This window comes from Chryseobacterium formosense (genome assembly GCF_900116415.1).
GTDB classification, from domain to species: domain Bacteria; phylum Bacteroidota; class Bacteroidia; order Flavobacteriales; family Weeksellaceae; genus Chryseobacterium; species Chryseobacterium formosense.
This window is the reverse complement of the sequence record NZ_FPAP01000004.1, coordinates 28,885-55,573: the sequence shown is the minus strand read 5'-3', so window position 1 is coordinate 55,573 and position 26,689 is coordinate 28,885. Positions and strand designations below refer to the sequence as shown.

Genomic DNA, 26,689 nt, shown 5'->3' with positions numbered 1-26,689 from the left:
TTTTTATACGATTATTTTTTTTCAGGTAAGTAATTTAGGATGATTCTCTGGTTAGAATTTAAATACTTTTTAGCCGCATTCTGTAAATCCTGCTTTGTAATCGATTTGTAAATATCAATTTCCTTGTTGATAAGGTTTGTATCTCCCATTAGTACATGGTTTGTAGCTAATGAAGCTGCAATTCCCTGAATGCTAGAGTTTGCATTGACAAACTGATTTTCAAACTGATTCTGAAGTTTTTGGTAATCTTCATCAGAGATTAAAGTCGTCTGAAGTTTTTTGATTTCCGCATCGATGTCAGTCTGTAAAGTCTGCTTCGTTGTAGCTCCCATTGGGATTGCAAAAAATGCGAAAATACCGTAATCTTCAAGACCTTGGTTGAAAGCCGATACCTGAAGTGCTTTTTTCTCCTGATCTACTAATTTTTTATATAAAACTGAAGATTTTCCGCTGCTTAAATATGAAGAAAGCATATCTAAAATATATGCATCTTTCTCTTTATTACCCGGCGTTCTGTAGGCAAAAACATAAGCAGGAAGCTGAATGTTCGGATCGTAAGCCGTTACTTCTTTTTCTTTTGTGATAGGTTCGTCTTTCGGGAAGTTTTTAGGATAAACTGTTCCTTTCGGGATGCTTCCGTAATATGTTTCGATCCATTTTTTTGTTTCCTCAGGTTTAATGTCTCCGGCTACAACCAAAGTTGCGTTGTTCGGAACATAATATTTTTTATAGAATGCCTGGAATTCTTCTAGTTTTGCAGAATTCAGATCTTCCATAGAACCAATTGTAGACCAGTTATACGGGTGTTTTGTGAAAAGATTTTTCTGTACGTTTGTGAAAAGATTTCCGTAAGGCTGGTTATCCATTCTCAATCTTTTTTCTTCTTTTACAACTTCTCTCTGAGTATCAACTCCGATTTGGTTGATGATACCGTGACGCATTCTTTCAGCTTCCATCCAAAGACCTAATTGCTCGTTGTTTGATGGGAAAGTTTCGTAGTAATATGTTCTGTCGTTTGTAGTGTTTGCGTTGTTCTGTCCACCGTTTGAAGAAACAATTTTAAACCATTCTCCTCTTTTAATGTTTGGAGTTCCTTCGAATAAAAGGTGCTCAAAGAAGTGTGCAAAACCTGTTCTTCCCACTACTTCGTCTTTTGCTCCCACGTGATACATTACACCTGTTGTAACTACCGGTGCAGAATTGTCCTGATGTAAGATTACATGTAAACCGTTTGGTAAATCATACTCTTCAAATTTGATTTGCTGTGCATTAAGCATTGCTCCGAAAAAGGCAGCTGCTGCAACACTAAGAAGTCGTTTTTTCATAAATAGAAATTGTTTTGTCAATGAGTGTCAAATTTAGACTTATTGTTACAAAAGTTTTAATATTTTTTTAAGAATTTTTGGTCTGGCTTAAACTTACTGTATTTTTTAAATTCGATTAAACCAACTCACATAACTCAACTCAAATACAAATTTGAATTCTCCTTATAATACACTAATTTTGTATTTCTAATTTTTTTGCAGTATGGAGGATTATTTGAAAGGACTGAATGAATCACAATTTGAAGCTGTTACCACGTTACAGGGACCACTGATGGTTCTTGCAGGAGCAGGTTCCGGGAAGACACGTGTTCTTACGATGCGTATCGCTCATTTGATTACGAATGGAGTAGATCCTTTTAATATTCTTGCGCTTACTTTTACCAATAAAGCAGCAAAAGAAATGAAAGAGCGTATTGCAAAAGTTGTAGGGCAAAGCAATGCGAAAAGTCTTTGGATGGGAACTTTTCACTCAGTTTTTGCAAGAATTCTGAGAAGCGAGGCACATTATTTAGGCTATCCCTCTAACTTTACAATTTATGATCAGCAGGATGCTTTGAATGTGCTTAAAAAAGTAATCAAAGATCTAAATATTGATGGAGATTTATACAAACCAAAGAAAGTTCTGTCAAGAATTTCCAATTATAAAAACAATCTGATTACCGTAAGAGCTTACGAAAACAACCCTGAATTAATTGAAGCTGATGAAAAAGCCAACATGAAATTCATGGGAAAGATTTATAAGAAATATGTTGATGAATGTTTCAAAAATGGTTCGATGGATTTTGATGATTTATTGTTAAAAACCAACGAATTATTAACCAGATTTCCTGAAGTTTTAGCAAAATATCAGGACAGATTCAGATATATTTTGGTAGATGAGTACCAGGATACAAACCACTCTCAGTATTTAATTGTAAAAGCTTTAGCCTCAAAATTCGAAAATATCTGTGTGGTTGGTGACGATGCCCAGTCGATTTACTCTTTCCGTGGTGCCAATATTTATAATATTTTAAATTTCAAAAAAGATTATCCCGAAGCGGTAACCGTTTCATTGGAACAAAATTATCGTTCGACTCAGAATATCGTCAATGCAGCCAATGTTGTTATTGCAAAAAATCTTCAGCAGTTTAAGAAAAATGTTTTCAGTGAGAATGAAGAAGGTGAGAAGATAAAAGTGTACCGTTCGCTTTCCGATGCAGACGAAGCCAATTTCGTTGCCGGAAATATCTGGGAACTTCACAACCGGGAACAAAGAAAATTCAGCAATTTTGCGATTTTGTACCGTACCAATTCTCAAACCAGAGCCTTTGAAGATGCTTTAAGAAGAAAAAATATTCCTTATAAAGTATATGGCGGACTTTCGTTTTACCAAAGAAAGGAAGTTAAAGATTTATTAGGTTATTTAAGGCTTTTAGTGAATGAAAATGACTCCGAAGCTTTAATGAGAATCATCAATTATCCTGCGAGAGGGATTGGTGAAACAACGCAAAACAAGCTGATTGTATTTGCAGATGCTCAGAATCTTTCGATTTCAAAAGTTTTGGATAGCCTTCCGATTTATGCGCCACATTTAGGTTTTAATAACGGGGTAATTACCAAGTTGAGTGATTTTTGGTCGATGATTAAAGCGTTTCAGGTTTTGCTTAAAACAGAAACAGCTTACAACGTTGCAATGGAAGTTGCTAAAAGAAGCGGTTTAATTAAATTTTTAAAAGACGACCAGACTCCGGAAGGAATTTCAAGAGTTGAGAACGTTCAGGAATTGATGAACTCGATGCAAGGTTTCATCGAAGAGCAGATGCAGATCGAAGACGGAGATCCGAGTTTGCCAAATTTCCTTGAAAATATTGCCCTTTCAGCCGACACTCAGGATAAGAAGAACGGCGATGAAGATATGGTTTCGCTGATGACGATTCACTTATCAAAAGGTCTGGAGTTTCCGGTAGTTCACTTGGTAGGATTAGAGGAAAATTTATTCCCGAGTTTCATGAGTTCGTCAACCAGAGAAGATCTGGAAGAGGAGAGACGTTTATTCTATGTTGCCTTAACAAGAGCCGAAAAACAGGCATTTTTTTCATACGCAGTTTCCCGTTTTCAATGGGGGAAAATTACCGATGCAGAACCTTCACGATTTTTGAGTGAAGTTGATGATGAGTTTATTGAATTTTTAAATCCTGCGATTGAAAAGAGATTTATCAACAATTCAGGTATAACTTCCAATATTTTTGATGAATATCCCTCAGAAATGAGAAGTTTTAAAAAGGTCGAAAAGAAAACAATTTCCAAAAGCGAAAGTGATAAACCCATTGCTGAACCAAGAAAATTGAAGCCAGTAAGTACGGCAAAAATCATCAATCCAAGCGGAGCTTCTTCTCAGGATATTGAGGTGGGAGACAAGGTGAGACACGACCGTTTCGGAATTGGTGAAGTTGCTTTCTTAGACGGAACAGACCCTCAAAACATCAAAGCAAAAGTTGTTTTCTTGCATGAAGGCGAGAAGAATCTGATTTTGAAATATGCTAAACTGACGAAGATTTAAAAAATATTTTCCCACAGATCAAACGGATTTTCACAGATGATTGCGTAAAACCGGAATAGCCACGGATGCACGAATTAATATTATTAAGATTTATATGTCAAATGTCAAATGTCAAATGTCAAATTCGTGCATTCGTGGCAAATAATACACTATAATTTACGATAGAATTTAAACTAAATCATCTGCGAAAATCTGTAGGTTTTTTATCTAAATTAAACTTCCAAAATATTTAAAATGAAAAAACTTTTTATATTTCTTTTACTCAACATCATTTCAATCCAAATCTTTGGTCAGGATTACAAAACCATCACTAACATCCGTTATTATGATGAAAAGACCAATAAATCTGATGTTTACATCAATGAAAGATGTGTTTTAGATGTTTATATTCCTACCAATATTAAAAACTTTCCAACCGTAATCTGGTTTCATGGCGGCGGAATTACAGGTGGAGAAAAAGATATTCCCGAAGAATTAAAAAACAAAGGAGTAGCCGTAATTGGTGTTAATTACCGACTTTCTCCAAAAGTAAAAGCTCCGAAATATATAGAAGATGCCGCAGCTGCAACAGCCTGGGTTTTTAAAAATATTAAAAACTATGGCGGAAGCGAAGACTTGGTTTTTATTACAGGGCATTCTGCAGGTGGTTATTTAGCTTCAATGGTGGGTTTGGATAAATCTTATTTAAACAAATATCAGATTGATGCGAATAAGCTTGCCGGAATTATCCCTTTCAGCGGACAGATGATTTCTCATTTTACCACCAGAAAAGAAAAAGGAATTGAAGAATTGGATGCAAGAATTGATGAGATGGCTCCTTTGCATTTTATCCGTGCCGATGCACCACCTTTGCTTTTGATTACCGGTGACCGTGAAAAGGAACTTCTCGGAAGATATGAGGAAAATGCTTATATGTGGCGAATGATGAAGCTCAAAGGTCATAAAGAAACGGTTTTGTATGAACTCGATGGTTTTGATCATGGCGGAATGGCTCATCCAGCATTTCCATTGCTATTAAATGAAATAAAAAGAGTTGAAAAGCTGAAGAATAAAAAATAGCGATGTTTGTATCCGGCGCGGGCGAAGCCCGCGCCGGATACAAACATCGCTGAAAAAATTTTATAATTGTTTGGTATGAGAAACAATAAAGTTTACCATTTTATCATTCAGTTGATCCATGTAGGCTTTATCAGTAGTTCCGAAACCATGGGCGCCGTCTTCAACTGTCACTAACTGTGCTTCTATGTTTTGTTTCTTTAGTTTTCTCACGAGTTTTTTAGAATGTTTTACAGGAGCAACCTTATCTTTATTTCCATGGAGAATAAATGTGGGAACTGCCGTTTCAACATCATTTATGGGTGAAACCGTTTTAAGATAGTCTACAGCTTTTCGTTTTTCAGTTTTTATATCATACCCTGAAATTCCGAACACCAGTTTTTGTCTGATTTCAACGATCGGTTTAAAAAATAATCCCACAATAGCAACCGGAACTTTTCCTAATCGTGTATGCAAAAGCTTATTCAGATCAGTAGGCCCGAAATTGCTGACAACATAATTTACTTTTGCAGAATAGGGTTTAAGCTCAGCACTTCCAACATAATCATTATCATCTGTGTATGCGGAAAGCATGGATAAATGAGCTCCCGAAGAAGCACCGAAAAATCCAATATTATCAGCATCAAAATTATACTTTTCAGCATTTTTTCTTACCCATCTCACTGCATCTTTGGTATCCTGAATCGGTAATGGAAAGTGTACGGTTTCACTCACAAGTGTGTAATCAATGCTGATAACAGCATAATTTTTTTCAACCAGTTTAAGGATAAAACTTTCAATATAACTTCCTGATCTCACAATTTTGTCGCCTTTCGCCCATGCTCCGCCATGAACGTATATGACAACAGGAAGCTTTTCTGTTGTTGATTTTTTAGGTTTATAAATATCCAGTTTAATTGGTTTTCCCTCATGATCGGTTTTATAGGTTATGTTTTCCGAATAGGCAGTTTCTAAAGGAAGAATGGTTGTTTGCGGAGCTGAAGTTTCGAGATTGGGTGGTTGAGAATAAAATAAATTGGATGAACTTAAAAGAAAAATAAAAAACAGGTTCAAAAAAAACCTGTAAGTTATAGTATTGCGAATTTGTTCCATAGAATTTTTTTGTGAGATGATGTTTTAAAAGCAACTCAAAAAGTCTACCAAAAAAATATTTAAGCATATTGATGAATCTAAATTGTATCGAATTTATAAAACCAATTCCGCAAAAAGCTTATCAAATGTTTTATCAAGATCTTTTGATTTTCCCGGATGAGGTCTTGAAGTCTGAACCACCGAACTTCTTACCGCAGTAAGCCATCGAAAACGTTCCGGAACTTCTAATGCCGCAATCGGTCCGCCGTCTTTTTTTCCTTCTGCAATTTTTTGAAAAGCCTCAAGGTTTTGAACCACGTCTTCATAATCAAGCCTGCTGTGCATCAGTTTGAATTTATCAGGACATAAATAAAATTCAACCCGGATAAATTTTTCCCTTTTTGAAAACAAAACGAGTCCGATATTGAAAAATTCTTCTCTTTCAACCTTCGGTACCAAACGTATTACGGCATATTCGTATATTTTATCCTCTTGCATTTCTGGCTTCGTTTACAAAGATTTGAGAATTTTCTAATCGTGTTTTCAGGAAGTTGAAATAAACTTCACGGATTTCGTCCGGACTTTCTTCCGCATCATCCCAGTGCAGCCAATCCTGCGGAATAAGATTTACAATGTCTCTGAAAATATTATCATTTAAAACTTCATGCGCAAACCGATCGGCTTCATCCAGTTTTGTCGCTTGCGGGAGCAAAACGTGATCTTTTACATACTTGAACGGAGTTTTTGCGGCAGCATCAAAATTCTGCCACGAATGATGGAAATAAAAAGATGCCCCATTATCAATCACCCACAATTCTTTATGCCACATCAGAAGATTGGTATTCTTGAAAGTACGGTCGATATTGGTAATAAAAGTATCCAGCCAAACAATTTTTGAAGCTAAAAGCGGATCGATTTTTACACTCGAATCATAAGCAATAGAACCGGAAAGATAGTGAAGACCTAAATTTAATCCTTCAGAATTTTTCAATAGATCCTGAATTTCTTCATCGGCCTCAGTTCTTCCGAAGTCAACATCAAGATTTACAAAAACCAGTTCAGGAATTTTTAATCCTAAAATTTCTGTAATTTTTCCTCCTAACAGTTCCGAAATCAGCATTTTTACTCCGTGACCGGCGCCACGGAATTTCAAAACATATTTAAAATCATCATCCGCTTCTGCCAAAGCAGGAAGAGAACCTCCTTCCCGAAGTGGCAGAATGTAGCGCATTACCGTTACTGTTCTTAAATCCAACATAGAGCAAAAATAAGGTTTTCCTTTGTGTTTATTTCTATTTATACTATTTTTAAGTTTAAAATCAATTTTGATTAATTTTTAAAAATGCGGTTGTCATTCAGAACGGAGCGAGAGCGTAGTGAAGAATCTAGTAAACATATAGATTTCTCCTTCGTCGAAATGACAAAAAATACTTAATCAATTTGTAAAAAACAAAAAAATATGCAAATCACAAAAAGACAAAATATCATCATTTCAAACACAAAAACCAGAGACTTTTTAGCAGATGCTTATTATCCTGAAACCAATGAAAAATTACCGCTAATCATTTTTGTACATGGTTATAAGGGATACAAAGATTGGGGAGCATGGAATTTAATGGCTGAAAAGTTTGCGGAAGCCGGATTTTTCTTTGTTAAATTTAATTTTTCTCACAACGGAACTACAATTGAAGATCCCAAAAATTTTGCAGATCTGGAAGCTTTCGGAAATAATAATTATTCAAAAGAGCTTTCAGATCTCAATGTGGTGATTGATCATTTTATTAAAAATGAAAAAGTTGATGACCAGAAAATCGTTTTAATCGGGCACAGCAGAGGTGGAGGAATTTCGATTATTAAAACCTGCGAAGACATTCGAATTAACGGATTAATTACTTTGGCAAGTGTTGATATTTTAGATCGTTTCCCAAAAAATAATGCTTTTGAAAACTGGAAAAAAGAAGGGGTTTATTATGTTGAAAACGGACGGACAAAACAACAAATGCCTCATTACTATCAATTTTTTGAAGATTTTAAAAATAATGAACATCGTTTTGATGTAGAACGATCTATGGAAATGGCAAAAGCTCATGTACTCATCATTCACGGGACAAATGATGAATCGGTAAGTATGAAAAATGCAGAACATCTGCACATTTTGAATCCGAATTCTGAACTTTATTTAATTGAAAATGCAAATCATACCTTTGGTACAAAAGAACCTTGGGAAGAAAATAATTTATCCAAAGATTTGAATGAAGTCATTGAAAAATCTATTGAATTTATCAACGATAAAATTGTAAATGAATAAAAACGGTGAAAAATTCCCCTCCTTTGGAAATCGAGGAACGAGATTCGCCGAAACAAAAAATAAATAAAAATAATGAGTCACTGGTGGCGAAAATTCGTAAGAATTTTTGACGGGGTGATTTATAAGTGCAAAATATAATTTGAAACAGTCTCCAAAATTATTTGACCAATATTTTCCACGCCTCGTCAATTTTACTCTCCAATAATAATTTCTGAGCTTCCAAATGAATATTCTCGTCATCATGACAATTTTCGGAAGGTAAAACCTCGACATTTGCCAACATTCCCAAATCATTGCCTGTAAAAACTTTGCTGAGTTTTATAGAATCTGGAAGTAAATCAAATCCGATTCCCTTTGTTACCAAAGGTTTTGGCACTTCAAAAAGACTGTTTTCATTACTTCTGGAATACCAATTCACGCCTAAACGTGCAACCATATCCAGTTTTATCTGGTCTAAATTTCCTTCTTCATTCAGATATTCTTCACGGATATGAATTTTCTGCACTTCACAAATTACTAAATTTCCAGCACCTCCCTGATCACCTAAAGATTTTACCTCTAAAACTTTACATTCAAAATTTACAGGGCATTCAGCAATCAATTTAGGTTGAACCAAATCAGCATCTTTCATAGTTAACCCGGACTTGATGAATTCATTCACACCGTCTCCGTATTCAGTGGAGGCTAAAGAAATTTGCTGTACGATGGGAAAGTTTACCGTTCCAATAACGACTTCAGAAGTTTCCAGAACATTTTCTAAGGTATGTTTTGTCGTATTATCTCGAACTCTTCTCGATGGTGAAAAAATCAAAATTGGCGGAACCGTACTGAACATATTGAAAAAACTGAACGGCGATAGATTGCTGTTTCCGTCTTTGTCAACCGTTGAAGCCAAAGCAATCGGACGTGGTGAAACGGCTGTTTGCATGATAGTTTGCAGTTGTACGGGAGTTATTTCGGATGGGATTACTGTTTTCATTTATTTTTATTTAACCACAAAAGTCATAAAAGTTTATGAGTTGTAAATTTTATTTTTTTAAGTTCAAAAAAGGTTCGTGCAGGTTATTTTTTTAATGTTTTTTAAACCACAAAAGTAACAAAAGCTTTTATCAGTTAATTCTCTTAATTCTTTAAAGTTCAAAAAAGCATATCGTAATATTTATTCACAAAAGTTTCGTGTCCTTGATGATAGAGATTTTTCACATTAAAATTTACTAATATTCCTTTGGGTTTCTTCATTAAATTAATATAATTCAAAATTTGAGCACGATGAATTTCGTTGAGTTCGGAAACTGCTTTTAATTCAATTACAATTAAATCTTCAACCAAAAAGTCACAAAAGAAATCACAATTAATTTCTTTTCCTTTATAAATGATAGGTACTTTGAACTCGGATTTAAAATTGATATTTCTTAATCTAAATTCCTCTTCTAGGCACTTATGATAGACACTTTCAAGTAGACCTGCTCCCAAAATTTTATGAACCTCAATACAAGCCCCATTAATTTTATAGGTTAAATCTGTTAAGTATGACTGCGTTATCATTTGTGTATTTGATTTCAGTTATTTATGAGGTAAACTTTTTTGAACTTTAAAGAGTTATGATCGGTCTTTAAAGTTCAAAAAAACTTTTGTGACTTTTGTGGTTAAATTTTATATTGCAGGAATAATTTTACCAGCAACTTCACCGAAACCAACCCTCACTCCATCTTTTTCAGCCCAGGCTTTCATGGTCACCGTGTCGTTATCATCGATGAATTTTCTCTCCTGTCCGTTGCTTAATTGTAAAGGGTTTTGGCCTCTCCAGGTTAATTCAAGCATCGAACCGAAAGATTTTGGATCGCTTCCTGAAATGGTTCCGCTTGCATATAGGTCGCCAACTTCTACGTTACAACCGTTTACGGTGTGATGTGCCAATTGCTGGGTCATGTTCCAGTACATGAATTTGTAATTGCTTTCTGAAATAAGGTTTTGTTCTCCGTTTTCAGGCTGGATATAAACTTCCAAATTGATATCATAATTTTTATCCCCTTCAAATTTTAGATAATCTAAAACTTCAGGATCTTGTGTCGGAGAGGCTGTTCTGAATGGTTCTAAAGCTTCAAGAGTTACAACCCAAGGTGAAATTGATGAACCGAAATTTTTAGCCAAAAATGGTCCAAGCGGAACATATTCCCAAGACTGTATATCTCTTGCTGACCAATCGTTGAAAACCACCATCCCGAAAATGGCGTCTTCGGCATCTTTTGTTGAGATGCTTTCGCCCATTTCGGTGTTTTTATTGATGATGAAAGCCATTTCCAGTTCGAAGTCCAATTGTTTACATGGTCCGAAAACAGGTTTGTCTGCATCTGCAGGTTTCATCTGACCTTTAGGACGGTTGATTTCCGTTCCGGAAACTACGATAGATGATGCTCTTCCGTGGTAACCTACAGGTAAATGTTTCCAGTTTGGAAGAAGTGCATTTGCAGGATCTCTAAACATTTTTCCAACATTGGTAGCGTGTTCGATGCTGCTGTAAAAATCCGTATAATTCGGGATGTGAACAGGCATCATCATTTTCACCTGATCCAGATCGTAGAATGCATCTTCGATTGTTTTTTCATCTTTCGATAAAATTGAACCTTCAAGCAATAGTTCCTGTATTTTCAAACGAACGACATTGGTAACCGGTTTTCCCAGTTCGATAAATTCATTGATCGTATATGCTTCGAAAACATTATCATCAAGACCTTCGATTTCTTCAAAATAACCAAGATCATACAACGTTGCAAGATCAACAACCTGATCTCCGATTCTTGTACAGCATCCGATAAATTCTTTATTGAAAACGGCTACTCCAAACGGAATATTATGAATTGAAAAATCTGAATTTGACGAGTATTCTACAAATGATTTCATAAGTTTAAATTATTTTAGTGGTACGAATTTTTTCAAAAATTCACTAGACATTAGTGTTTATCTGTGAAAAAAAATTGTGCAGTTTGTGTTAAAATTGATTTTTTAGCTAAAGCAACTATTTTTTAGCTTTGGAAAAAGACGCTTCATCGATCCATCGATCTCTGCTGTTAACATCAATAAGGTACAAAATATCATCAAGTCTTGTCAGCAAAAAAGTTTTGGTTACAGGGATTGGTACTTTTTTGTTTTCAAGCATATCGGCTCTCAAAGAGATTATATTTTTTCTGCTTCTCACAATATCTCCGGAAAATACGTTGGATGTACTTTCTCCTGAAGCTTTATCGTCGAAAATTTCTACATAGGTTACTTTATTGCCCTTAATGACAATAAAATCTCTCTCGGTGTGATCCGGAGAATCTTTTACCAGAACAAATTTTTTGTCGTCAATGTTGACATTGTTTAAATTCTGATTGATGCCTTTTCTTTCTTCCAATTTAGTAAGAATGGCATTCAAGCTCCCATATTGTGCATTTGCAAAAAAACTTGCACCGATAAGCAGTAGTCCGCTGAAAATTTTGATCATATTCCTGTGTTTATAAAAAGTTTTGTCAGGATTTTTTGTCCTGACAAAAACTTATAATTTAACGATATTGAATATAAAACATTGAAATTAATTTGAACCATTAAGATTCTTTAGTTTTTAAGTTTTTTTAAGATTTAGATAAATCTAAAATTAAGCACTTTACTTAACAAATATCTTCAAATATTTTCTTAAAAATTTAACTCACTAATTTTTCTTAATGATTTGAAATTTTACTGTTTATATTCTTTCTTTTATTTAAAATTAAAGATTTCCTCTTTTTTCCTGCTCTCTTTCTAAAGCTTCAAAAAGTGCTTTGAAATTACCTGCTCCGAAACTCTGAGCTCCGTGTCTTTCAATGATTTCGAAGAATAGAGTAGGACGGTCTTCAACCGGTTTTGTAAAGATTTGTAATAAATATCCTTCTTCGTCATGATCGATAAGAATACCTAAATCCTGAAGTTTTTTAAGATCTTCGTCGATGTGACCCACTCTTTCTGGAACCATATCATAATACGCTTCCGGTGGAGCAGAAAGGAATTCAACTCCTCTTTTCTTTAGTTCAGTTACAGTGTGAATGATATCTTTCGTTGCAACTGCGATGTGCTGAACGCCTTCACCTTCGTAGAAATCAAGATATTCTTCAACCTGAGATTTCTTTTTACCTTCTGCAGGCTCGTTGATCGGGAATTTTGCAAAACCGTTTCCGTTTGACATTACTTTAGACATCAAAGCAGAATATTCTGTGTTGATTTGTTTATCATCAAACGAAAGGATGTTCACAAATCCCATTACTTTTTCGTACCACTCAACCGTTGGAATCATTCTGTCCCAGTCTACGTTTCCTACACAGTGGTCAACATATAATAAACCTGCTTCTTCAGGCTGATAATCGCTTTCCCATTTTTCGTAACCAGGCATGAAAGGACCGGTATAGTTTTTTCTTTCGATAAACATGTGAACGGTCTCTCCGTAGGTGTAAATTCCGGACATTCTTACTTCACCGTGCTCGTCTGTCAATGTTGTAGGCTCCAAATATGGTTTTCCGCCTCTTTTAGTGGTTTCTTCAAAAGCTGCGTAAGCATCGTCTACCCAAAGTGCCAAAATTTTAACACCATCACCGTGTTTTTTTACATGCTCATTGATAGGAGAATCAGACTTTAGACCTGTTGTTAAGATCAATCTGATTTTTCCTTGCTGAAGAACATAAGATGCACGATCTCTCACTCCTGTTTCAGGACCTGCATACGCAACCGACTGAAAACCGAACGCTGTTTTATAAAAATGAGCTGCCTGCTTCGCATTACCCACATAAAACTCGATGTAATCTGTACCGTTGATCGGCAAAAAGTTCTCTGCCTGAGCAATTTTTTCGGCAAATGTTAATGTTGACATATTTTCTATTTTTTACTTTTATTTAGGTTGCAAATTACAAAATTCTGCGAAACCTTTAAAATCGAAAACAAACAGTTGTTAGTTAAAGTTTTAATAAAGCAAAGAGCTAATAAACACATTAGTCACATAAAGTTTTTCTCATGGTTTGAAAATATTTTAGATCACATAAGAGAAAATCAAAGATTTTCAATAATTCCTCATAAAAATCTTTGATTTTTTATCTTCTGTGTTCTTTCTATACATGAGAATTTAAAAAAAACTAATGTGACTAATGTGTTAAAAATTAATGTATGCTTAATGCTTAAATCTCTCAAAAGCCGCTCTCTCCAACATCTCTCTGTCATCAGGATGTGCTATACTAATCAATTCCTGAGCTCTTTGTCTGAGATTTTTTCCGTATAAATAAACACTTCCATACTCTGTAACCACCCAATGAATATGACCTCTTGTTGTTACAACTCCTGCTCCCTGTTTTAGAAAAGGAACAATTCTGGAAACTCCTCTTTTTGTTCTTGAAGTAATGGCAATGATGGGTTTTCCGTCATCACTTAGTGCGGCTCCTCTCATGAAATCCATTTGTCCGCCAATTCCGCTGTACTGTGTCGTTCCGATAGAATCTGCACAAACCTGTCCGGTCAAATCAATTTCAATCGCAGAATTGATAGCTACCATTTTATGATTTCTCATAATGTTGATCGGGAAATTTACCGTGCTTACATCATCAAAAGAAAATACCGTGTTATCGTCAACGTAATCATACAGTTTTCTCGTTCCGAAACAGAAACTTGTAATCGTCTTATTGTCGTTGTAGCCTTTATATTTATTATTAATGACATCGTTTTGAATTAAATCAATCACGCCGTCACTCAACATTTCGGTATGTACTCCTAAATCTTTGTGATTTCCTAAACATTTTAAAACCGCATCAGGAATAGTTCCGATTCCCATTTGAAGGGTAGATTTATCATCAATCAATTCTGCAACATTTTTTCCGACCAACATTTCTTCAGGACCTACTTTTGCGCCGTAATCAACAGTCGGAAGTTCTTCTTCATGCCAAACCAGTTTATGAATTCTGCTGATGTGAATCATTCCGTCGCCATGCGTTCTCGGCATCAAAGGATTAACAATGGCAACGATAGTTTGAGCGGTGTCCACTGCGGCTCTTGCTACGTCTACGGAAGTTCCCAATGTACAAAAACCATGTTTGTCGGGTGGAGAAACCGTGATAAATGCAACATCAAGCGGTAAAATATTTTTTCTGAAAAGAATCGGAATTTCACTTAAAAAAACAGGAACAAAATCTCCTCTATCAGAATTCACCGCATCTCTCACCGGTGAAGAAACGAATAGGGAATTCACGAAAAATTTATCCTTGTATTCGGGTTTGGCAATTTCCACATTTCCCTGTTGGGTAATGGAAACCATTTCCACATGATCCAATCGGTGAGATTGTCTTGCCAATTCATCAATTAAATAATTCGGGGTACATGCACTTCCGTGAAAAAATACCCGGTTTCCGCTTTTTACAGTATATACAGCTTCTTCCGCACTTATATAATTGTACATATTGAAAGTTTTATAATTTTCTTTGTCTTAAAGATAAGTCATATTGTTTTTAATATGCCCAATTATCCGAAGATATTTGTCATGTTTTTATTGAAAATTGTGTTTTTGTTTGTTAATCGCTAAGGCGCAAAGTATATTAAATAAAGGATGTTTAAGACGCAAGGATTTTATCTGCGATAAAATATAAATACTGGAAAAAACACTTTGCCTAAAATCTATGATTTTCTTGCGCCTTAAAAGCAATATGAAGATAAAAAAACTTTACGCCTTAGCGATTGATCAACAAAAAAGACTAAATATTTCATATTCAGTCCTTTTTATCTTTTATAAAAAAATTAAAGCTAAAGCCGGAAGCTAATTGCCAAAAGTTACATTATTCCTGCGACCTATCCTCCAAACTATGGTCTTCACTTTCCAACCATGAAGTTTTATACGACGGATCTTCAACTTTCAACGCTTCTTCCGTAATTTTTAGAGGACGGAATGGGTCAACCATCACCGCATATTCCTCAGTGAATTTTTTGCCGATACTTCTTTCCATTGCTCCAGGGTGAGGTCCGTGAACGATTCCTCCCGGGTGAAGAGTAAAATCCATTAGATCAATATGATTACGGCTCATAAAGTCACCTTCTGTGTAGAATAAAACTTCATCAGAATCGATATTCGAGTGGTTGTAAGGAGCAGGAATTGCCATCGGATGATAGTCGTACATTCTTGCGCAGAACGAGCAAACCACAAAATTGTGTGCCTCAAAAGTCTGGTGAACCGGCGGCGGTTGGTGAATTCTTCCTGTAATCGGCTCGAAATTTTTAATATTAAATTTATAGGGATAAAAATATCCGTCCCAACCCACAACATCGAAAGGATGCGTTGCGTAGATGAAATCCGTGATCTGATTTTCTTTTTTTACTTTAATTAAAAATTCTCCTTTTTCGTCTTTTGGTTCAACAAAAGTGGGCGCGATAATATCTCTTTCGCAAAATGGAGAATGTTCCAGCAGCTGCCCAAATTCGTTTCTGTATCTTTTTGGTGTGTAAATCGGAGAATGGCTTTCTACCACAAAGAAAACGGTGTCGTCAGAATGTAATTCCACCTGATAAATCGTTCCTCTCGGGATAATTAAATAATCACCAACGGAAAATTCAAGGTTTCCGACAAAAGTTTTTAAAATTCCGCTTCCGCTGTGAGCATATAAAAGTTCGTCGCACTCGGCATTTTTATAGAAATAATCCATCGATTTTCTTGGCTTCGACAATCCCATTTTCAGGTCATTGTTCACCATCAAAAATTTTCGGCTGTCCATAAAATCGTCTTCAGGCGTAACATTCATTCCCTTAAACATCCTTGGCGTTACGTTTTTTTCAACCGCGATTTTTGGTGCTACATCTTTCGGTTCCCCAATCGATTTGATTTGGGTCGGACGGTGAATATGATATAATAATGAAGAAATTCCATGAAACCCTTCCGTTCCGAAAAGCTGTTCGTAGTAGAATTTATCTTCCGGAGATTTGAAAATCGTATGCCTTTTTTGTGGGATATTTCCCGACTGATGATATCTCATTTTACTTTTATATGTGGATTCTCAAATTTAATATTTTTAAATGAATTGGGTGAAAACATTTTTTTGATGCTTTTTTAACCACAAATCGAAGATTGGACGAAGTCAAAAGTCACAAAAGTTTAATGCTAAAATGAGTTTTAATATAAACTCCATTTAAGTTCAAAAAAGGTTTGAAGTTTTACACTTTCTTTTTTGAACTTATCTTTTCAAAATGATGAACTTATTAATACAGAGTAAAATCTTTTGTGACTTTTGTGGTTAAATTATTACGATAAATAAAATTAGTTTTGTGTTTCTAAAAATAATTGTTAGTTTTGTCTAACAATTTAAATTTCATGCAACGAATATTATTTTCTGCTCTCTTTTTATCGTCATTCTGTTTTGCTCAGAAAACAGATACTTTAGATTTTAATCAAATTCAAAAGATTGATTCAGCTACCTCTGAAAAGAAAAAAGAAATTAAAACCCGGGTTATTGATGATGTAGTGATTACCGGAACGATAAAACCCATTAGCAAATCAAAAAGTCCGGTTGCAGTAGAAATTTACAGTCAGAAATTTTTTCAGAAAAATCCGACTCCGAATATTTTTGAAGCCATTGCAATGGTGAACGGAGTGAAACCTCAACTGAACTGTTCTGTTTGCAACACGGGAGATATTCACATCAATGGTTTGGAAGGCCCTTATACGATGATTTTAATTGACGGAATGCCGATTGTCAGTTCACTTTCCACAGTTTACGGATTAAGCGGAATTCCCAATAGTTTAATTGACCGAATTGAAGTAGTGAAAGGTCCTGCATCATCACTTTACGGCTCTGAAGCGATGGGTGGAGTGATTAATATTATTACAAAAAATGCGTTGACAGCTCCAAAATTAAGTGTTGACCTAATGACGACAAGCTGGGCGGAAAATAATGTTGATTTGTCGACGAAATTTAACTTAGGTAAAAATGCAGCTTCTCTATTAAGTATAAATTATTTCAATTTTACAAAAAGATTCGACGAAAACAACGATAATTTCACAGATGGAGCATTGCAGAACAGAATTTCAGTTTTTAATAAATGGAATTTCCAGCGAAAAGAAAACCGACAGGCAAGCTTTGCGTTGAGGTATTTGTATGAAGACCGTTTCGGCGGAGAAATACAGTGGAACAAATCGTATCGTGGAAGCGGTGAAATTTACGGTGAAAGTATTTATACCAATAGAGTAGAGGCTTTTGGTGTCTATCAATGGCCTATGGAGGAAAACATTGTGACGCAGTTTTCTTATAATTTTCATGACCAGAATTCTTTTTACGGAACAAATCCTTTTACAGCAACGCAGAAAGTCGCTTTTGCACAGACGTATTGGGATAAAAAGTTGGGAAATCATGATTTAATTGTAGGAGCAACCTTCAAACGAACTTTTTATGACGACAATACACCCGGAACTCTGTCTTCAGACGGAGTAATGAATGAGCCGATGAAGTCACCGATTTTAGGAGCGTTTATTCAGGATCAATGGGAAATCAACGAGAAAAATACTTTATTGCTCGGTTACAGATTTGATTATGATAAAATCCATCATGCAGTGCACTCCCCACGTTTTGCATGGAAATTTTCTCCGAATCCTTATCATACATTGAGGTTTAATTTCGGAACGGGTTTCCGTGTGGTAAATTTGTTTACAGAAGATCATGCAGCGTTGACGGGTTCCCGTGATGTGGTGATTCAATCCAATTTAAAACCTGAAAAATCAATTAACGGAAATTTAAATTATGTTTGGAAAATTCCTGTTGGCGAAAAGTTAATTAATCTTGACGCTTCTGCATTTTATACCTATTTCAGCAATAAAATTGTTAGTGATTTTGATACTGATCCGGAGAAAATTATTTATGATAACCTTAATGGTTACGGTATTTCGAGAGGTGCTTCTTTGATTTTGGATTATACTTTTAATTTTCCTTTAAGCGTAAATCTCGGAGTAACTTATTTGGATGTTTACCAGAAATTTGACGGAGAAAATGAAAAATCGCAACAGTTTCATGCTCCAAAGTGGAGTGGCACTTACAATCTGACGTATAAATTTCCGGGTAATTTAACGATCGATTTTACGGGACAGTTTTATGGACCGATGCGACTGCCTGTTTTGCCGAATGACTACCGACCGGAATATTCACCGTTTTATAATCTTGCGAATATTCAGGTTTCTAAAAGTTTTAAATCCGGATTTGAAGTCTATGGCGGAATTAAAAATTTATTCAATTTTACTCCAGAGAATCCGTTGATGCGACCGTTTGATCCGTTTGATAAAAATGCAGATGATCCGATCAGTAATCCGAATCATTATACTTTTGATACGACTTATGGATATGCGCCTATGCAGAAAATCAGAGGGTTTTTGGGTGTAAAGTATACTTTGAAATAATGTTTTACCGCAAAAGAAGGAAAAAAATGATTGAAAATAAAGATTGCAAAAGTTTACAAAACTTAAGTTTCAAGCTTTGTTTACTTTTAATTATCTAAAAAAGGTTTCAAAAATCTTTTGTCTCTTTTGCGGTCGAAAAAAATATACAGAATGAAAACGTTAACGATATTTTTATTTTTAATGTTAGTGCCGTGTTTTTGTCTTTCGCAGATAAAGACAGACACTTTTTCGGATTTGGAAATTCGACAGAAGGAAAATCCGAAGCCGGTTATTATTCATATTTATACCGATTGGTGTTCGGTTTGTAAGATTGAATTTTTTGAACTGAATAAAGACAAAGAACTCACCCAGTTCATTAATAATAATTTTTACTTCATCAATTTTGAGGCGGAAAGAACAAAAGAGAAAATCCGTTTTCAGGGAAAAGAATTTGGGTATTTACCGAATGGAAATTCCGGAATTCATGAGTTGGTTCTGGCTTTATCTAAAAATAAAAAACAGCCTGTTTATCCGTTGTGGATTGTTTTGGATAAAAATCAGGATTTGCTTGAATATCATGAAGGGAAATATAATACAGATCAATTAAAAGCTGACTTAAAAAAAATATGCAGCCATCAGAATTAAACTGAAAACTGCATATTTACCTACCAAAAAATAATATTATACTATGAAAAGCGAGGCTATTGCCTGTGCGTCTGTTCCGGTAAGAATTTCGTCAAATGATGCAGATCCGGCTGCATTTCCGAATGCTGTTGCAGTATTAAATCCCGCTTGTACCATTAGATCTTCTCCAGCATAAACGGGGTTTGTCGCAGGAGGCATATTTCCTCCGTTGGCAAGTTCAATCCAGCCTTTATTAGCTCTCATTCTTCTTACCATTGATGCGTGTCTTGCTTCAACGGAGTGTATCTGTAGTGCAGCCTGCAAAACGGTTTTATTGCTCATTACGTTTCCTGCCTGTCCTTTATATGCTCTTACTCCTGTGTCTTCAAAAGCCTGTGCTAAAGTCAGAAACTGGCTGTAATTGGAAAAGGGCGTAAAACTTCCACCTGCTGTGAAGTCGAATGTAGGTTTTGCTCCCGGAGTTACTCCCAATGAGGTAAGGGTCGTCTTGAGGAAATTAACGTGTGCATTTTCGTGTTTTGAAATCTGCATGAAAACAGTTCGGTCTGCAGTAGGAATCAATGATAAAGTATTAAGACCAATTTTGTAATATTCATCTTCAAGATATTCTAAAACCAAAGCCAGTTGTAAAGCATCGGTAAGAGCATCTTTTTTGAAATAAGTGCTGTCTGCAGAATTTTCGTTCTTTGTTTCGGCGGCAAGCATCGAACCCATTCCTAAAGGTATTGCGGTGATGGCTGCTTTTTTACCGATTGATGAGATATGATTTAAATTTTCGGTTCTTGAAAATGTTTTGCTGAAAAGGGTGTCATCAGATAATTTATCTAATATTTTTAGAATATTCATAAGTTTAGATTTTGTGGTTAATAAAATTTGAGAAGTCTAAATGTTTTATTATCCGATTCCTCTTTCTTTCCAGGTGAAAGGTGTTTTGATAAAACCTCCGGCTACGGCAACAATATCTTTAGGCTCTTTGGCGAGATCTAAACCGTTCGTATCGATGACATCATCTCCTGAAAATGCTGCTGTTCCCGGATTGATTAAATCTCGGATCGCACTTGCATGTCTTGCTTCTACCGAAACAATTTTTCCTGCAATAACAAGATAAGTTGGGTTCGTAATGTATTTTCCGGCACCATTGTATGCTGCAACACCGGTATCTTCAAGAGCTTTAGCTGTTGCTAGTACAGATGTTCTGTCGTTGAAATTTACATTAGGATACTGAAATTCCAAAGTAGGTAAAACCTGAGTTGTCGCACCGCTAAGTGCAGCTTTGAAAAAATCTCGGTGGATCACTTCATGATGGTACAAATCGGTAAGGATTTCTTTTTCTGCAGTAGAGGCTCCTGTATAAAAATTATTCACAACTTTTGTATAGAAGTCTGCTTCTAATTGTTCTAAAGCGTAAGCGTAGTTTAAAACTCCTACATCTCCCGCTCCCAAATCAAAGATATTGTTGCCCGGATTATAATCGAAATCATCGTCGTCACAACCTACAAGTGCTAAACCGGCAATCATTACGCCGATTCCGCCCAGCTTTAAAAAATTTCTTCTTCCGGTATCTATGGATGTGGCTCCGGAAACAGTAATTGGTTTTTTCATAACATATAATATTTTAGAGTTTTGTAAAATAAACTGTGCAAGAAATTTTCTTGATTATTCTTGCACAGAATCATAAATCCTAGGGCATTAGAACGGTATCAATAACGTGGATCACTCCGTTGGACTGATTCACGTCGGCAATCGTCACTTTTGCTTTATTATCTTTCATATCACTTACATAAAGGTCTTTTCCTTTGGTCCAAAATGTTAAAGATTCTCCCTGAACTGTTTTCATGGTAGCTTTTCCGTTTCCGGCTTTTACTGCTGCCCAAACTTGTTTTGCTGAATATTTTCCAGGTAAAACATGATAAGTAAGTACACTTTGAAGCATTGTTTTGTTTTCAGGCTTTAGAAGATTATCTACTGCTGATTTTGGGAGTTTGGCAAAAGCTGCATTGGTAGGTGCAAAAACAGTGAACGGACCATTTCCTTGCAAAGTTTCTACCAATCCTGCTGCTTTTACTGCTGCGACTAAAGTTGTATGATCTTTAGAGTTCATAGCATTTTCAACAATATTTTTTGAAGGATACATTGCTGCTCCGCCTACCATTACTGTTTTTTCTTTCATAGACTGTGCAGCTGCGTTTCCGCTTAAGGCAAATGATAATGCGATCATTCCTATTGCTGCAAATTTTGATGTGATGTTCATTTTTTCTGATTTTTTATTTAATGTTTATATTTTGAAATCTATAATCACTTACGAACAGTGAATGGAAATCAGTTTTATAAAGTTTGAAAATAATTTGTATTGCATTGATTATCAGTTGTATAAATTTCATTTCGTTCTTCTTGATTATGTTTTTTTAATAAACTTTTGATTAATATTTATTAACAGATTCAAATAAAATTTAAATGATTTGCAATAACAGGTGTTTATTTTTATATATTTGGGATAAAATATTCAACTTATTAAAGCAAAATATTCTGAAGAGGAAATTATCCTGTTGGTAAAACAGCATAATGAGAATGGTTTTCATTATTTATATGAGAACTATGCTTCTGCTTTATATGGGGTTATTTTCAGAATTACCAATTCTAAAGAAGCTTCTGAAGAAGTTATTCAGGATACTTTCATGAAAATATGGAATTCAATCGATCAGTATGACTGTAGTCGAGGAAGACTTTACACGTGGATGATTAATATTGCTAGAAATTCTGCTCTTGATCATATTAAATCCAAAAATTTTCAGAACAGCTTAAAAAACCAATCTTTACCTGATTTCGTATATAATGATACCACACTTTCGGTTTCAGATAATCAGGATTTTATTGGTTTTAATAAAATTTTAGATAAATTAGACGAAGATAAGCAACAACTTATCGATCTTGCTTATTATAAAGGATTTAGCCAGTCAGAAATCTCCGAAAAACTGAAAATACCTCTAGGTACGGTAAAAACAAAGATGCGGAATGCACTTATGAAATTAAAGGATTTGTTAAAAGATTACAGGTAAAGTGAATACTCAGGAATACATATCATCAGGCATACTCGAAGCTTATATTTTGGGCACTGCAAGCAAAGAAGAATCAGGCATTTTAGAATGCGTGATGATTCACAATGCAGAAGTACGAGCTGCCTTTGAGGAAGCTCAGAAAATTCTTGAAGATTTTACAACCGCTCAGGCTATAGAGCCTCCTGATCATCTTCAGGCTAAAATCTGGGAAAAGGTAAGAGATAACTCTCTTATAAATTCAGATATTACTGAAGAAACTAAAAGCATACCATTACCGATTGAAATTCAAAATCAAGTAAATAATTCGGATAAAAAAGATACAGCGGGTGTAATGAGGAACAAATGGGCTGTCGCTGCTTCAATTTTGTTGATCTTCAGTGTTGGTGCCAATCTCTATTGGTTTAGTGAAAAGAACAAAACTCAGGAACAATTGAGTGTTTTCACAAAAGAAAAAACGGCAACGGATGAAAAGATTAAAGCAATCAACCAGAAACTTGAAGTAACTGCAAATCCTGATATTCAGAAAATTGTAATGTCCGGAACTGAAGCTCATCCCGATGCAAAAGCGGTTGTTTTTTGGGATAAAGCTCATCATAAAGTTTATCTAAATGCACAAAATCTTCCTCAGGCTCCTGCAGGAAAACAGTATCAGCTGTGGGCAATTGCAGATGGAAAACCTGTAAGTGCAGGTCTTTACACGAAAGAAAAAGATACCAATACTTCTTTAGCCAGTATCAACAAAGCGCAGGCTTTCGCAATAACTCTTGAAAACGAAGGTGGAAGTGCTGTTCCGACAATGGAAAACATGTACGTTCTGGGCAATGTTCTTTAGAAAGAATCAGATAACAACACGGCAATAATTGCTAAAATCGCCGGCAAAGCCTGCACAAAAAAGATTTTTTTTGTTGCGGAAATTGCTCCGTAAATTCCTGCTACGGCAACACATCCCAAGAAAAATAAAGCAACATTAATTTGCCATTTCGGGTCTTCAATCAGAAAAGACCAGATCAATCCGGCTGCAAGAAAACCATTGTAAAGTCCCTGATTGGCTGCTAAACCTTTTGTGGGTTTAAACATTTCGGCAGGTAAAGCTGCTTTGAAAACTTCTTTTCCTTTGGTTTCCCAAGCAAACATTTCCATCCAGAGAATGTAAAGATGTTCAATAGCTACAAGTGCGATTAAAATTTTGGCAACGATTTCCATGATTTCCAGTTTTGTCGTTGTAAAACTAAAAAAATAAAGTTAAGTTTGAATACTCAATTTCAAAAATGGAAAGTTTCAAGGCGCATTTAGATAAATTTATAACGATCAGTGACGAAGAATTTACTTCAGTGTTATCTTTTTTTGAGGTTAGGGAGGTTAAAAAAAAGCAGGATTTGATATTAAGCCAGGAAGTTTGCAGATCAATGTTTTTTGTGGTAAAAGGTTGTCTGAGAAAATTTTTCGTTAATGAAAAGGGAGTAGAACAAACTACTGAATTTGCGATAGAAAACTGGTGGATGACCGATACTTTTGCTTATGAAAGGCAGATCAAGACCGATTTTTGTATTCAGGCGGTTGAAAAATCGATCATCTTAGAAATAAATCTTCAGACCCAGGAAGAATTACTGAAAAAACATCCGGTGATGGAGCGTTATTTCAGAATGATTTATCAGAGAGCTTATGCAGCTTCTGAAAGGCGAATTCGCTATCTTTATGAAATGACCAGAGAAGAACTTTATGTCAACTTCAGTACATTATATCCTTGGTTTATTCAGAGAATTCCGCAATATTTGATTGCTTCCTTTTTAGGTTTCACTCCGGAATATTTAAGTGAAATACGGGCAAAATTACGTTCTTAAACCAGTTTAAGATTTTTAAGATTCTATATGCTGAACTTTGTCATGTAATTAAAAGCAAACATCATGGCAACACAAAAAGTTCAGTATTCACAGTTATTTCTAAGACTAGCTCTTTCAGTGACGATGCTTTCTGCTGTTGCAGACAGGTTCGGATTTTGGGGCAAAAATTCTGCATGGGGAAACTGGGAAAACTTTGAGAAGTATACGAAACATCTTACTTTTTTTCTTCCTGAAAGCTTAGGGATTTTTTCAGCCTATACTGCAACTTTTTTTGAGATTCTTTTTCCTTTGATGCTGATTTTAGGTTTCAAAACCAAAATAGCAGCTTACGGAACAGGATTTTTATTGCTGACTTTTGCCTTATCGATGACGATCGCTTTAGGGGTAAAAGCTCCTTTAGATTATTCGGTATGGATTGGAAGTGCAGCGGCATTTCTTTTAGCATCACAACAACATTATAATTATTCAATAGATACATTAACTAAAAAAAATTAAGTATTATGAGCGCAAGATTCGATATGTCAACAACACATGTTGCTGCCTACAAAGCTGGAATTGGGATGGAAGTAGCCCTTCAAAATTCTTTTTTAAGCCCAATTCAGAAAGAATTAATAAAAATCAGAGCTTCACAGATCAATGGCTGTGCATTTTGTCTCGATATGCATACAAAAGATGCCTTAAAATATGGCGAAACTCCTCAAAGAATCTTTTTGCTAAATGCATGGAGAGATGCGAAAGAGCTTTTTACCAATGAAGAGCAGATTATTTTAATGATGGCTGAAGAAATTACATTAATCAGCCAAAAAGGACTGACTGAAGAAACGTACCAAAAAGCGAAAGAAATTTTTAACGAAAGCCAGATTGCCGATATTATCATGGCAGCAGTTTCGATCAATATGTGGAACAGAATTGCAATTTCTACTCATTTGCCGATTGCAAAATAATTGATTATCCGTAAATGTTATTTAGAATAAAACGCTTTCCGATTTAGGAAAGCGTTTTTAATTATTGTGGGCACTTCAGCTGTAAAACATTTGCATTGAGTGGTTGTTCAACCTTTCTTTCCAGTTTTTTATCGTTGACATTGATATAAATTTCCATTGAACCCGTTCCGACATGAAGTGATAAAATATGTCCGCCATAGGCATTGAATTTATCATCCGTAGCCACTCCATGAACATGAATGGAAGGTCCTTTTTCATTCCAGGCAATCGATCCGGTGAGACTTCCCATTTCTACTTTCTTGAAGGTTTTCGGATTAAATTTTTTAGCATTAAAATCATAAAATCCAAAAGTTACATCAGAAGCAAAACCAATCCCTGTGAAGTTAGCCGACGGAATATTTTCGGTTTTGGCCAAATCTTCGATCTTCGCAATCACATCATCATCTTGTCGGAGAACCATCAAATAGCCTGTCTGAGTTTTAATGTATCGACACTTATCTTGTTGTGCTGTTAAATTGTTCATTATTAGAATTGTTAAGATGATAAAAATGTATTTCATTGTCTTCATAATCGGTTGATTTAGTCAGGGTATGAAATTTTTACACCAAAAACAACTATTTACTCAATTCTTTTAAAATAGCTTCCCCAACACTTTTAGCAGACTGAGGGTTTTGTCCGGTAATCACTCTCTGATCGCTCACCACATGATTTTGCCAAAGTCCTGATTTTTCAAATTTGGCACCTCTTTCTTTTAATTTATCTTCCAAAAGGAAAGGAACAACGTTTGTCAGCTTTACTTCAGATTCTTCTTCATTGGTAAAAGCATTGATCTTTTTACCGTCAACCAAATATTTGCCGTCATTCAGTTTAATATTCACCAAACCGGCTGGTCCGTGACAAACTGCGGCTACAATTCCACCGTTTTCGTAAATTTTTGAAGCAATTGTTGATAATTCTGTGTTGTCAGCAAAATCCCACATGGCTCCGTGACCTCCTGCATAAAATATGGTAGAATATTCATTTGGGTTAACTTGAGAAGGTTTCAAAGAATTGTCGATTTTACTTTTGTCTTTACTTTCCCAAAATTCTTTGTTTACGGAATCTTTCAAATCAAATCCGTCAACGGGCGGATTTCCGCCTTTCGGGCTTACAAAATCGATTTCGTAGCCGGCTTTGTGAAGAACCTCCCAAGGATGCGAAACTTCACCAAGATAATATCCGGTTTCTTCACCTGTATCACCTTTTTTGTCATGGCTGGTAACGACAAATAAAATTTTCTTTTTCATATTTTTTGATTTTTTGGTTTGTGACTGTACGAATCCTATCGTAAAGATGGTAAGCAATAAAAATGCTAATTTTTTCATGATTAAATTTTATTGGTTTGAATTTTTACCACAAAAGAATCAAAAGATTTTTATTACCTAATAAGATTTTCAATAGTAAGCAAAATTGGAAGTATCACATTTTGTTTACTTTGTTATTCTTGTCTTAATTATTTCTTTTGATTTTTT

General features: G+C 35.2%; 27 protein-coding genes. 10 read left to right on the top strand and 17 right to left on the bottom strand.

From position 1 onward, the window contains the following. Window positions 1-11: 11 nt before the first annotated feature. Complete coding sequence (locus BM371_RS16005; RefSeq protein WP_034673326.1) at window positions 12-1,325, bottom strand: M16 family metallopeptidase; 1,314 nt, start codon at window positions 1,323-1,325, stop codon at window positions 12-14. Between the two features lie 202 nt (window positions 1,326-1,527). Here BM371_RS16005 and BM371_RS16000 point away from each other — a divergent pair, with 202 nt between their 5' ends. Next, a complete protein-coding gene (locus BM371_RS16000) occupies window positions 1,528-3,864 on the top strand; it encodes an ATP-dependent helicase (RefSeq protein WP_034673328.1) in 2,337 nt (778 codons plus the stop codon). A gap of 234 nt (window positions 3,865-4,098) precedes the next feature. After that, on the top strand, window positions 4,099-4,923 hold the full coding sequence (locus BM371_RS15995; protein WP_034673330.1) for an alpha/beta hydrolase: 825 nt from the start codon (window positions 4,099-4,101) through the stop codon (window positions 4,921-4,923). A gap of 60 nt (window positions 4,924-4,983) precedes the next feature. Here the strand turns inward: BM371_RS15995 and BM371_RS15990 are convergent, their stop codons facing one another. The 3 genes from BM371_RS15990 to BM371_RS15980 form a co-directional block, all read right to left on the bottom strand. Continuing rightward, on the bottom strand, window positions 4,984-6,012 hold the full coding sequence (locus BM371_RS15990) for an alpha/beta hydrolase (RefSeq protein ID WP_034673332.1): 1,029 nt from the start codon (window positions 6,010-6,012) through the stop codon (window positions 4,984-4,986). Window positions 6,013-6,105: 93 nt separating this feature from the next. Continuing rightward, on the bottom strand, window positions 6,106-6,489 hold the full coding sequence (locus BM371_RS15985) for a DUF3037 domain-containing protein (protein WP_034673333.1): 384 nt from the start codon (window positions 6,487-6,489) through the stop codon (window positions 6,106-6,108). Next, a complete protein-coding gene (locus BM371_RS15980; protein ID WP_034673334.1) occupies window positions 6,476-7,249 on the bottom strand; it encodes a HipA family kinase in 774 nt (257 codons plus the stop codon). The genes BM371_RS15985 and BM371_RS15980 overlap by 14 nt, the downstream gene beginning before the upstream one ends. A gap of 201 nt (window positions 7,250-7,450) precedes the next feature. Between BM371_RS15980 and BM371_RS15975 the strand changes: the two genes are divergently transcribed. Beyond that, a complete protein-coding gene (locus tag BM371_RS15975) occupies window positions 7,451-8,299 on the top strand; it encodes an alpha/beta hydrolase family protein (RefSeq protein ID WP_034673337.1) in 849 nt (282 codons plus the stop codon). Window positions 8,300-8,456: 157 nt separating this feature from the next. Here BM371_RS15975 and BM371_RS15970 read toward each other — a convergent pair whose 3' ends face one another. The 7 genes from BM371_RS15970 to BM371_RS15940 form a co-directional block, all read right to left on the bottom strand. Then, window positions 8,457-9,278, bottom strand: coding sequence for a flavin reductase family protein (locus BM371_RS15970; RefSeq protein WP_034673339.1), 822 nt, complete (start codon window positions 9,276-9,278; stop codon window positions 8,457-8,459). A gap of 158 nt (window positions 9,279-9,436) precedes the next feature. Continuing rightward, window positions 9,437-9,844: a GxxExxY protein gene (locus BM371_RS15965; RefSeq protein WP_034673342.1), complete on the bottom strand. Its 408-nt coding sequence runs from the start codon at window positions 9,842-9,844 to the stop codon at window positions 9,437-9,439. Window positions 9,845-9,952: 108 nt separating this feature from the next. Further along, window positions 9,953-11,200: a fumarylacetoacetase gene (fahA, locus tag BM371_RS15960; RefSeq protein WP_034673346.1), complete on the bottom strand. Its 1,248-nt coding sequence runs from the start codon at window positions 11,198-11,200 to the stop codon at window positions 9,953-9,955. Between the two features lie 115 nt (window positions 11,201-11,315). After that, on the bottom strand, window positions 11,316-11,783 hold the full coding sequence (locus BM371_RS15955; RefSeq protein ID WP_034673349.1) for a hypothetical protein: 468 nt from the start codon (window positions 11,781-11,783) through the stop codon (window positions 11,316-11,318). A 261-nt stretch (window positions 11,784-12,044) separates the two neighbouring features. Continuing rightward, window positions 12,045-13,175 carry a 4-hydroxyphenylpyruvate dioxygenase gene (hppD, locus tag BM371_RS15950; RefSeq protein ID WP_034673352.1) on the bottom strand — a complete coding sequence of 377 codons (1,131 nt, stop codon included), beginning with the start codon at window positions 13,173-13,175 and terminating at the stop codon, window positions 12,045-12,047. A 294-nt stretch (window positions 13,176-13,469) separates the two neighbouring features. Beyond that, window positions 13,470-14,744 carry an acetyl-CoA hydrolase/transferase family protein gene (locus BM371_RS15945; protein ID WP_034673354.1) on the bottom strand — a complete coding sequence of 425 codons (1,275 nt, stop codon included), beginning with the start codon at window positions 14,742-14,744 and terminating at the stop codon, window positions 13,470-13,472. A 373-nt stretch (window positions 14,745-15,117) separates the two neighbouring features. Further along, entirely contained in the window at window positions 15,118-16,305 is a 1,188-nt protein-coding gene (locus BM371_RS15940) for a homogentisate 1,2-dioxygenase (RefSeq protein WP_034673356.1), read from the bottom strand. Window positions 16,306-16,640: 335 nt separating this feature from the next. On the opposite strand from BM371_RS15940, the gene BM371_RS15935 reads away from it, so the two are divergent. Together BM371_RS15935 and BM371_RS15930 are read left to right on the top strand one after the other, a co-directional pair. Continuing rightward, window positions 16,641-18,713 carry a TonB-dependent receptor plug domain-containing protein gene (locus BM371_RS15935; RefSeq protein ID WP_034673359.1) on the top strand — a complete coding sequence of 691 codons (2,073 nt, stop codon included), beginning with the start codon at window positions 16,641-16,643 and terminating at the stop codon, window positions 18,711-18,713. Window positions 18,714-18,863: 150 nt separating this feature from the next. Then, window positions 18,864-19,337: a thioredoxin family protein gene (locus BM371_RS15930; protein WP_034673363.1), complete on the top strand. Its 474-nt coding sequence runs from the start codon at window positions 18,864-18,866 to the stop codon at window positions 19,335-19,337. Window positions 19,338-19,373: 36 nt separating this feature from the next. On the opposite strand, the gene BM371_RS15925 is transcribed toward BM371_RS15930, so the two are convergent. From BM371_RS15925 to BM371_RS15915, 3 genes are all read right to left on the bottom strand, one after another. Next, window positions 19,374-20,183: a ferritin-like domain-containing protein gene (locus tag BM371_RS15925; RefSeq protein ID WP_034673365.1), complete on the bottom strand. Its 810-nt coding sequence runs from the start codon at window positions 20,181-20,183 to the stop codon at window positions 19,374-19,376. Window positions 20,184-20,231: 48 nt separating this feature from the next. Further along, window positions 20,232-20,939, bottom strand: a complete 708-nt coding sequence (locus BM371_RS15920; protein ID WP_034673366.1) for a ferritin-like domain-containing protein — start codon at window positions 20,937-20,939, stop codon at window positions 20,232-20,234. A gap of 79 nt (window positions 20,940-21,018) precedes the next feature. Next, window positions 21,019-21,588 carry a fasciclin domain-containing protein gene (locus BM371_RS15915; RefSeq protein WP_034673367.1) on the bottom strand — a complete coding sequence of 190 codons (570 nt, stop codon included), beginning with the start codon at window positions 21,586-21,588 and terminating at the stop codon, window positions 21,019-21,021. A gap of 295 nt (window positions 21,589-21,883) precedes the next feature. Here BM371_RS15915 and BM371_RS15910 point away from each other — a divergent pair, with 295 nt between their 5' ends. Both BM371_RS15910 and BM371_RS15905 read left to right on the top strand, forming a co-directional pair. Continuing rightward, a complete protein-coding gene (locus BM371_RS15910) occupies window positions 21,884-22,393 on the top strand; it encodes an RNA polymerase sigma factor (protein WP_177225357.1) in 510 nt (169 codons plus the stop codon). A gap of 1 nt (window position 22,394) precedes the next feature. After that, window positions 22,395-23,225, top strand: a complete 831-nt coding sequence (locus BM371_RS15905; RefSeq protein WP_034673369.1) for an anti-sigma factor — start codon at window positions 22,395-22,397, stop codon at window positions 23,223-23,225. On the opposite strand, the gene BM371_RS15900 is transcribed toward BM371_RS15905, so the two are convergent. Beyond that, window positions 23,222-23,596 carry a DUF1304 domain-containing protein gene (locus tag BM371_RS15900; protein WP_034673371.1) on the bottom strand — a complete coding sequence of 125 codons (375 nt, stop codon included), beginning with the start codon at window positions 23,594-23,596 and terminating at the stop codon, window positions 23,222-23,224. The two genes, BM371_RS15905 and BM371_RS15900, sit on opposite strands and share 4 nt — an antisense overlap. Window positions 23,597-23,661: 65 nt before the next feature. On the opposite strand from BM371_RS15900, the gene BM371_RS15895 reads away from it, so the two are divergent. From BM371_RS15895 to BM371_RS15885, 3 genes are all read left to right on the top strand, one after another. Continuing rightward, window positions 23,662-24,234: a Crp/Fnr family transcriptional regulator gene (locus BM371_RS15895; RefSeq protein WP_034673374.1), complete on the top strand. Its 573-nt coding sequence runs from the start codon at window positions 23,662-23,664 to the stop codon at window positions 24,232-24,234. Between the two features lie 63 nt (window positions 24,235-24,297). Beyond that, a complete protein-coding gene (locus BM371_RS15890) occupies window positions 24,298-24,729 on the top strand; it encodes a DoxX family protein (RefSeq protein ID WP_034673376.1) in 432 nt (143 codons plus the stop codon). Window positions 24,730-24,734: 5 nt separating this feature from the next. Next, window positions 24,735-25,178 (top strand): carboxymuconolactone decarboxylase family protein, encoded by a 444-nt coding sequence (locus BM371_RS15885; RefSeq protein ID WP_034673379.1) that lies wholly within the window; start codon window positions 24,735-24,737, stop codon window positions 25,176-25,178. Window positions 25,179-25,239: 61 nt separating this feature from the next. Here BM371_RS15885 and BM371_RS15880 read toward each other — a convergent pair whose 3' ends face one another. After that, complete coding sequence (locus BM371_RS15880; RefSeq protein WP_051882545.1) at window positions 25,240-25,701, bottom strand: PPC domain-containing DNA-binding protein; 462 nt, start codon at window positions 25,699-25,701, stop codon at window positions 25,240-25,242. 91 nt (window positions 25,702-25,792) lie between these two features. Then, on the bottom strand, window positions 25,793-26,542 hold the full coding sequence (locus BM371_RS15875; protein WP_177225356.1) for a type 1 glutamine amidotransferase domain-containing protein: 750 nt from the start codon (window positions 26,540-26,542) through the stop codon (window positions 25,793-25,795). Window positions 26,543-26,689: the final 147 nt, after the last annotated feature.

Excerpts from the sequence above, each read along its gene's own strand:
- BM371_RS15990 (WP_034673332.1), bottom strand. The coding sequence starts at position 6,012 with ATGGAACAAATTCGCAATACTATAACTTACAGGTTTTTTTTGAACCTG.
- BM371_RS15955 (WP_034673349.1), bottom strand. The coding sequence starts at position 11,783 with ATGATCAAAATTTTCAGCGGACTACTGCTTATCGGTGCAAGTTTTTTT.
- BM371_RS15895 (WP_034673374.1), top strand. The coding sequence starts at position 23,662 with ATGGAAAGTTTCAAGGCGCATTTAGATAAATTTATAACGATCAGTGAC.
- BM371_RS16000 (WP_034673328.1), top strand. The coding sequence starts at position 1,528 with ATGGAGGATTATTTGAAAGGACTGAATGAATCACAATTTGAAGCTGTT.
- BM371_RS15965 (WP_034673342.1), bottom strand. The coding sequence starts at position 9,844 with ATGATAACGCAGTCATACTTAACAGATTTAACCTATAAAATTAATGGG.
- BM371_RS15940 (WP_034673356.1), bottom strand. The coding sequence starts at position 16,305 with ATGAGATATCATCAGTCGGGAAATATCCCACAAAAAAGGCATACGATT.
- BM371_RS15970 (WP_034673339.1), bottom strand. The coding sequence starts at position 9,278 with ATGAAAACAGTAATCCCATCCGAAATAACTCCCGTACAACTGCAAACT.
- BM371_RS16005 (WP_034673326.1), bottom strand. The coding sequence starts at position 1,325 with ATGAAAAAACGACTTCTTAGTGTTGCAGCAGCTGCCTTTTTCGGAGCA.
- BM371_RS15915 (WP_034673367.1), bottom strand. The coding sequence starts at position 21,588 with ATGAACATCACATCAAAATTTGCAGCAATAGGAATGATCGCATTATCA.
- BM371_RS15985 (WP_034673333.1), bottom strand. The coding sequence starts at position 6,489 with ATGCAAGAGGATAAAATATACGAATATGCCGTAATACGTTTGGTACCG.
- BM371_RS15925 (WP_034673365.1), bottom strand. The coding sequence starts at position 20,183 with ATGAATATTCTAAAAATATTAGATAAATTATCTGATGACACCCTTTTC.
- BM371_RS15890 (WP_034673376.1), top strand. The coding sequence starts at position 24,298 with ATGGCAACACAAAAAGTTCAGTATTCACAGTTATTTCTAAGACTAGCT.
- BM371_RS15980 (WP_034673334.1), bottom strand. The coding sequence starts at position 7,249 with ATGTTGGATTTAAGAACAGTAACGGTAATGCGCTACATTCTGCCACTT.
- BM371_RS15875 (WP_177225356.1), bottom strand. The coding sequence starts at position 26,542 with ATGAAAAAATTAGCATTTTTATTGCTTACCATCTTTACGATAGGATTC.
- BM371_RS15900 (WP_034673371.1), bottom strand. The coding sequence starts at position 23,596 with ATGGAAATCGTTGCCAAAATTTTAATCGCACTTGTAGCTATTGAACAT.
- BM371_RS15880 (WP_051882545.1), bottom strand. The coding sequence starts at position 25,701 with ATGAACAATTTAACAGCACAACAAGATAAGTGTCGATACATTAAAACT.
- BM371_RS15995 (WP_034673330.1), top strand. The coding sequence starts at position 4,099 with ATGAAAAAACTTTTTATATTTCTTTTACTCAACATCATTTCAATCCAA.
- fahA (WP_034673346.1), bottom strand. The coding sequence starts at position 11,200 with ATGAAATCATTTGTAGAATACTCGTCAAATTCAGATTTTTCAATTCAT.
- BM371_RS15935 (WP_034673359.1), top strand. The coding sequence starts at position 16,641 with ATGCAACGAATATTATTTTCTGCTCTCTTTTTATCGTCATTCTGTTTT.
- BM371_RS15885 (WP_034673379.1), top strand. The coding sequence starts at position 24,735 with ATGAGCGCAAGATTCGATATGTCAACAACACATGTTGCTGCCTACAAA.
- hppD (WP_034673352.1), bottom strand. The coding sequence starts at position 13,175 with ATGTCAACATTAACATTTGCCGAAAAAATTGCTCAGGCAGAGAACTTT.
- BM371_RS15945 (WP_034673354.1), bottom strand. The coding sequence starts at position 14,744 with ATGTACAATTATATAAGTGCGGAAGAAGCTGTATATACTGTAAAAAGC.
- BM371_RS15975 (WP_034673337.1), top strand. The coding sequence starts at position 7,451 with ATGCAAATCACAAAAAGACAAAATATCATCATTTCAAACACAAAAACC.
- BM371_RS15920 (WP_034673366.1), bottom strand. The coding sequence starts at position 20,939 with ATGAAAAAACCAATTACTGTTTCCGGAGCCACATCCATAGATACCGGA.
- BM371_RS15930 (WP_034673363.1), top strand. The coding sequence starts at position 18,864 with ATGAAAACGTTAACGATATTTTTATTTTTAATGTTAGTGCCGTGTTTT.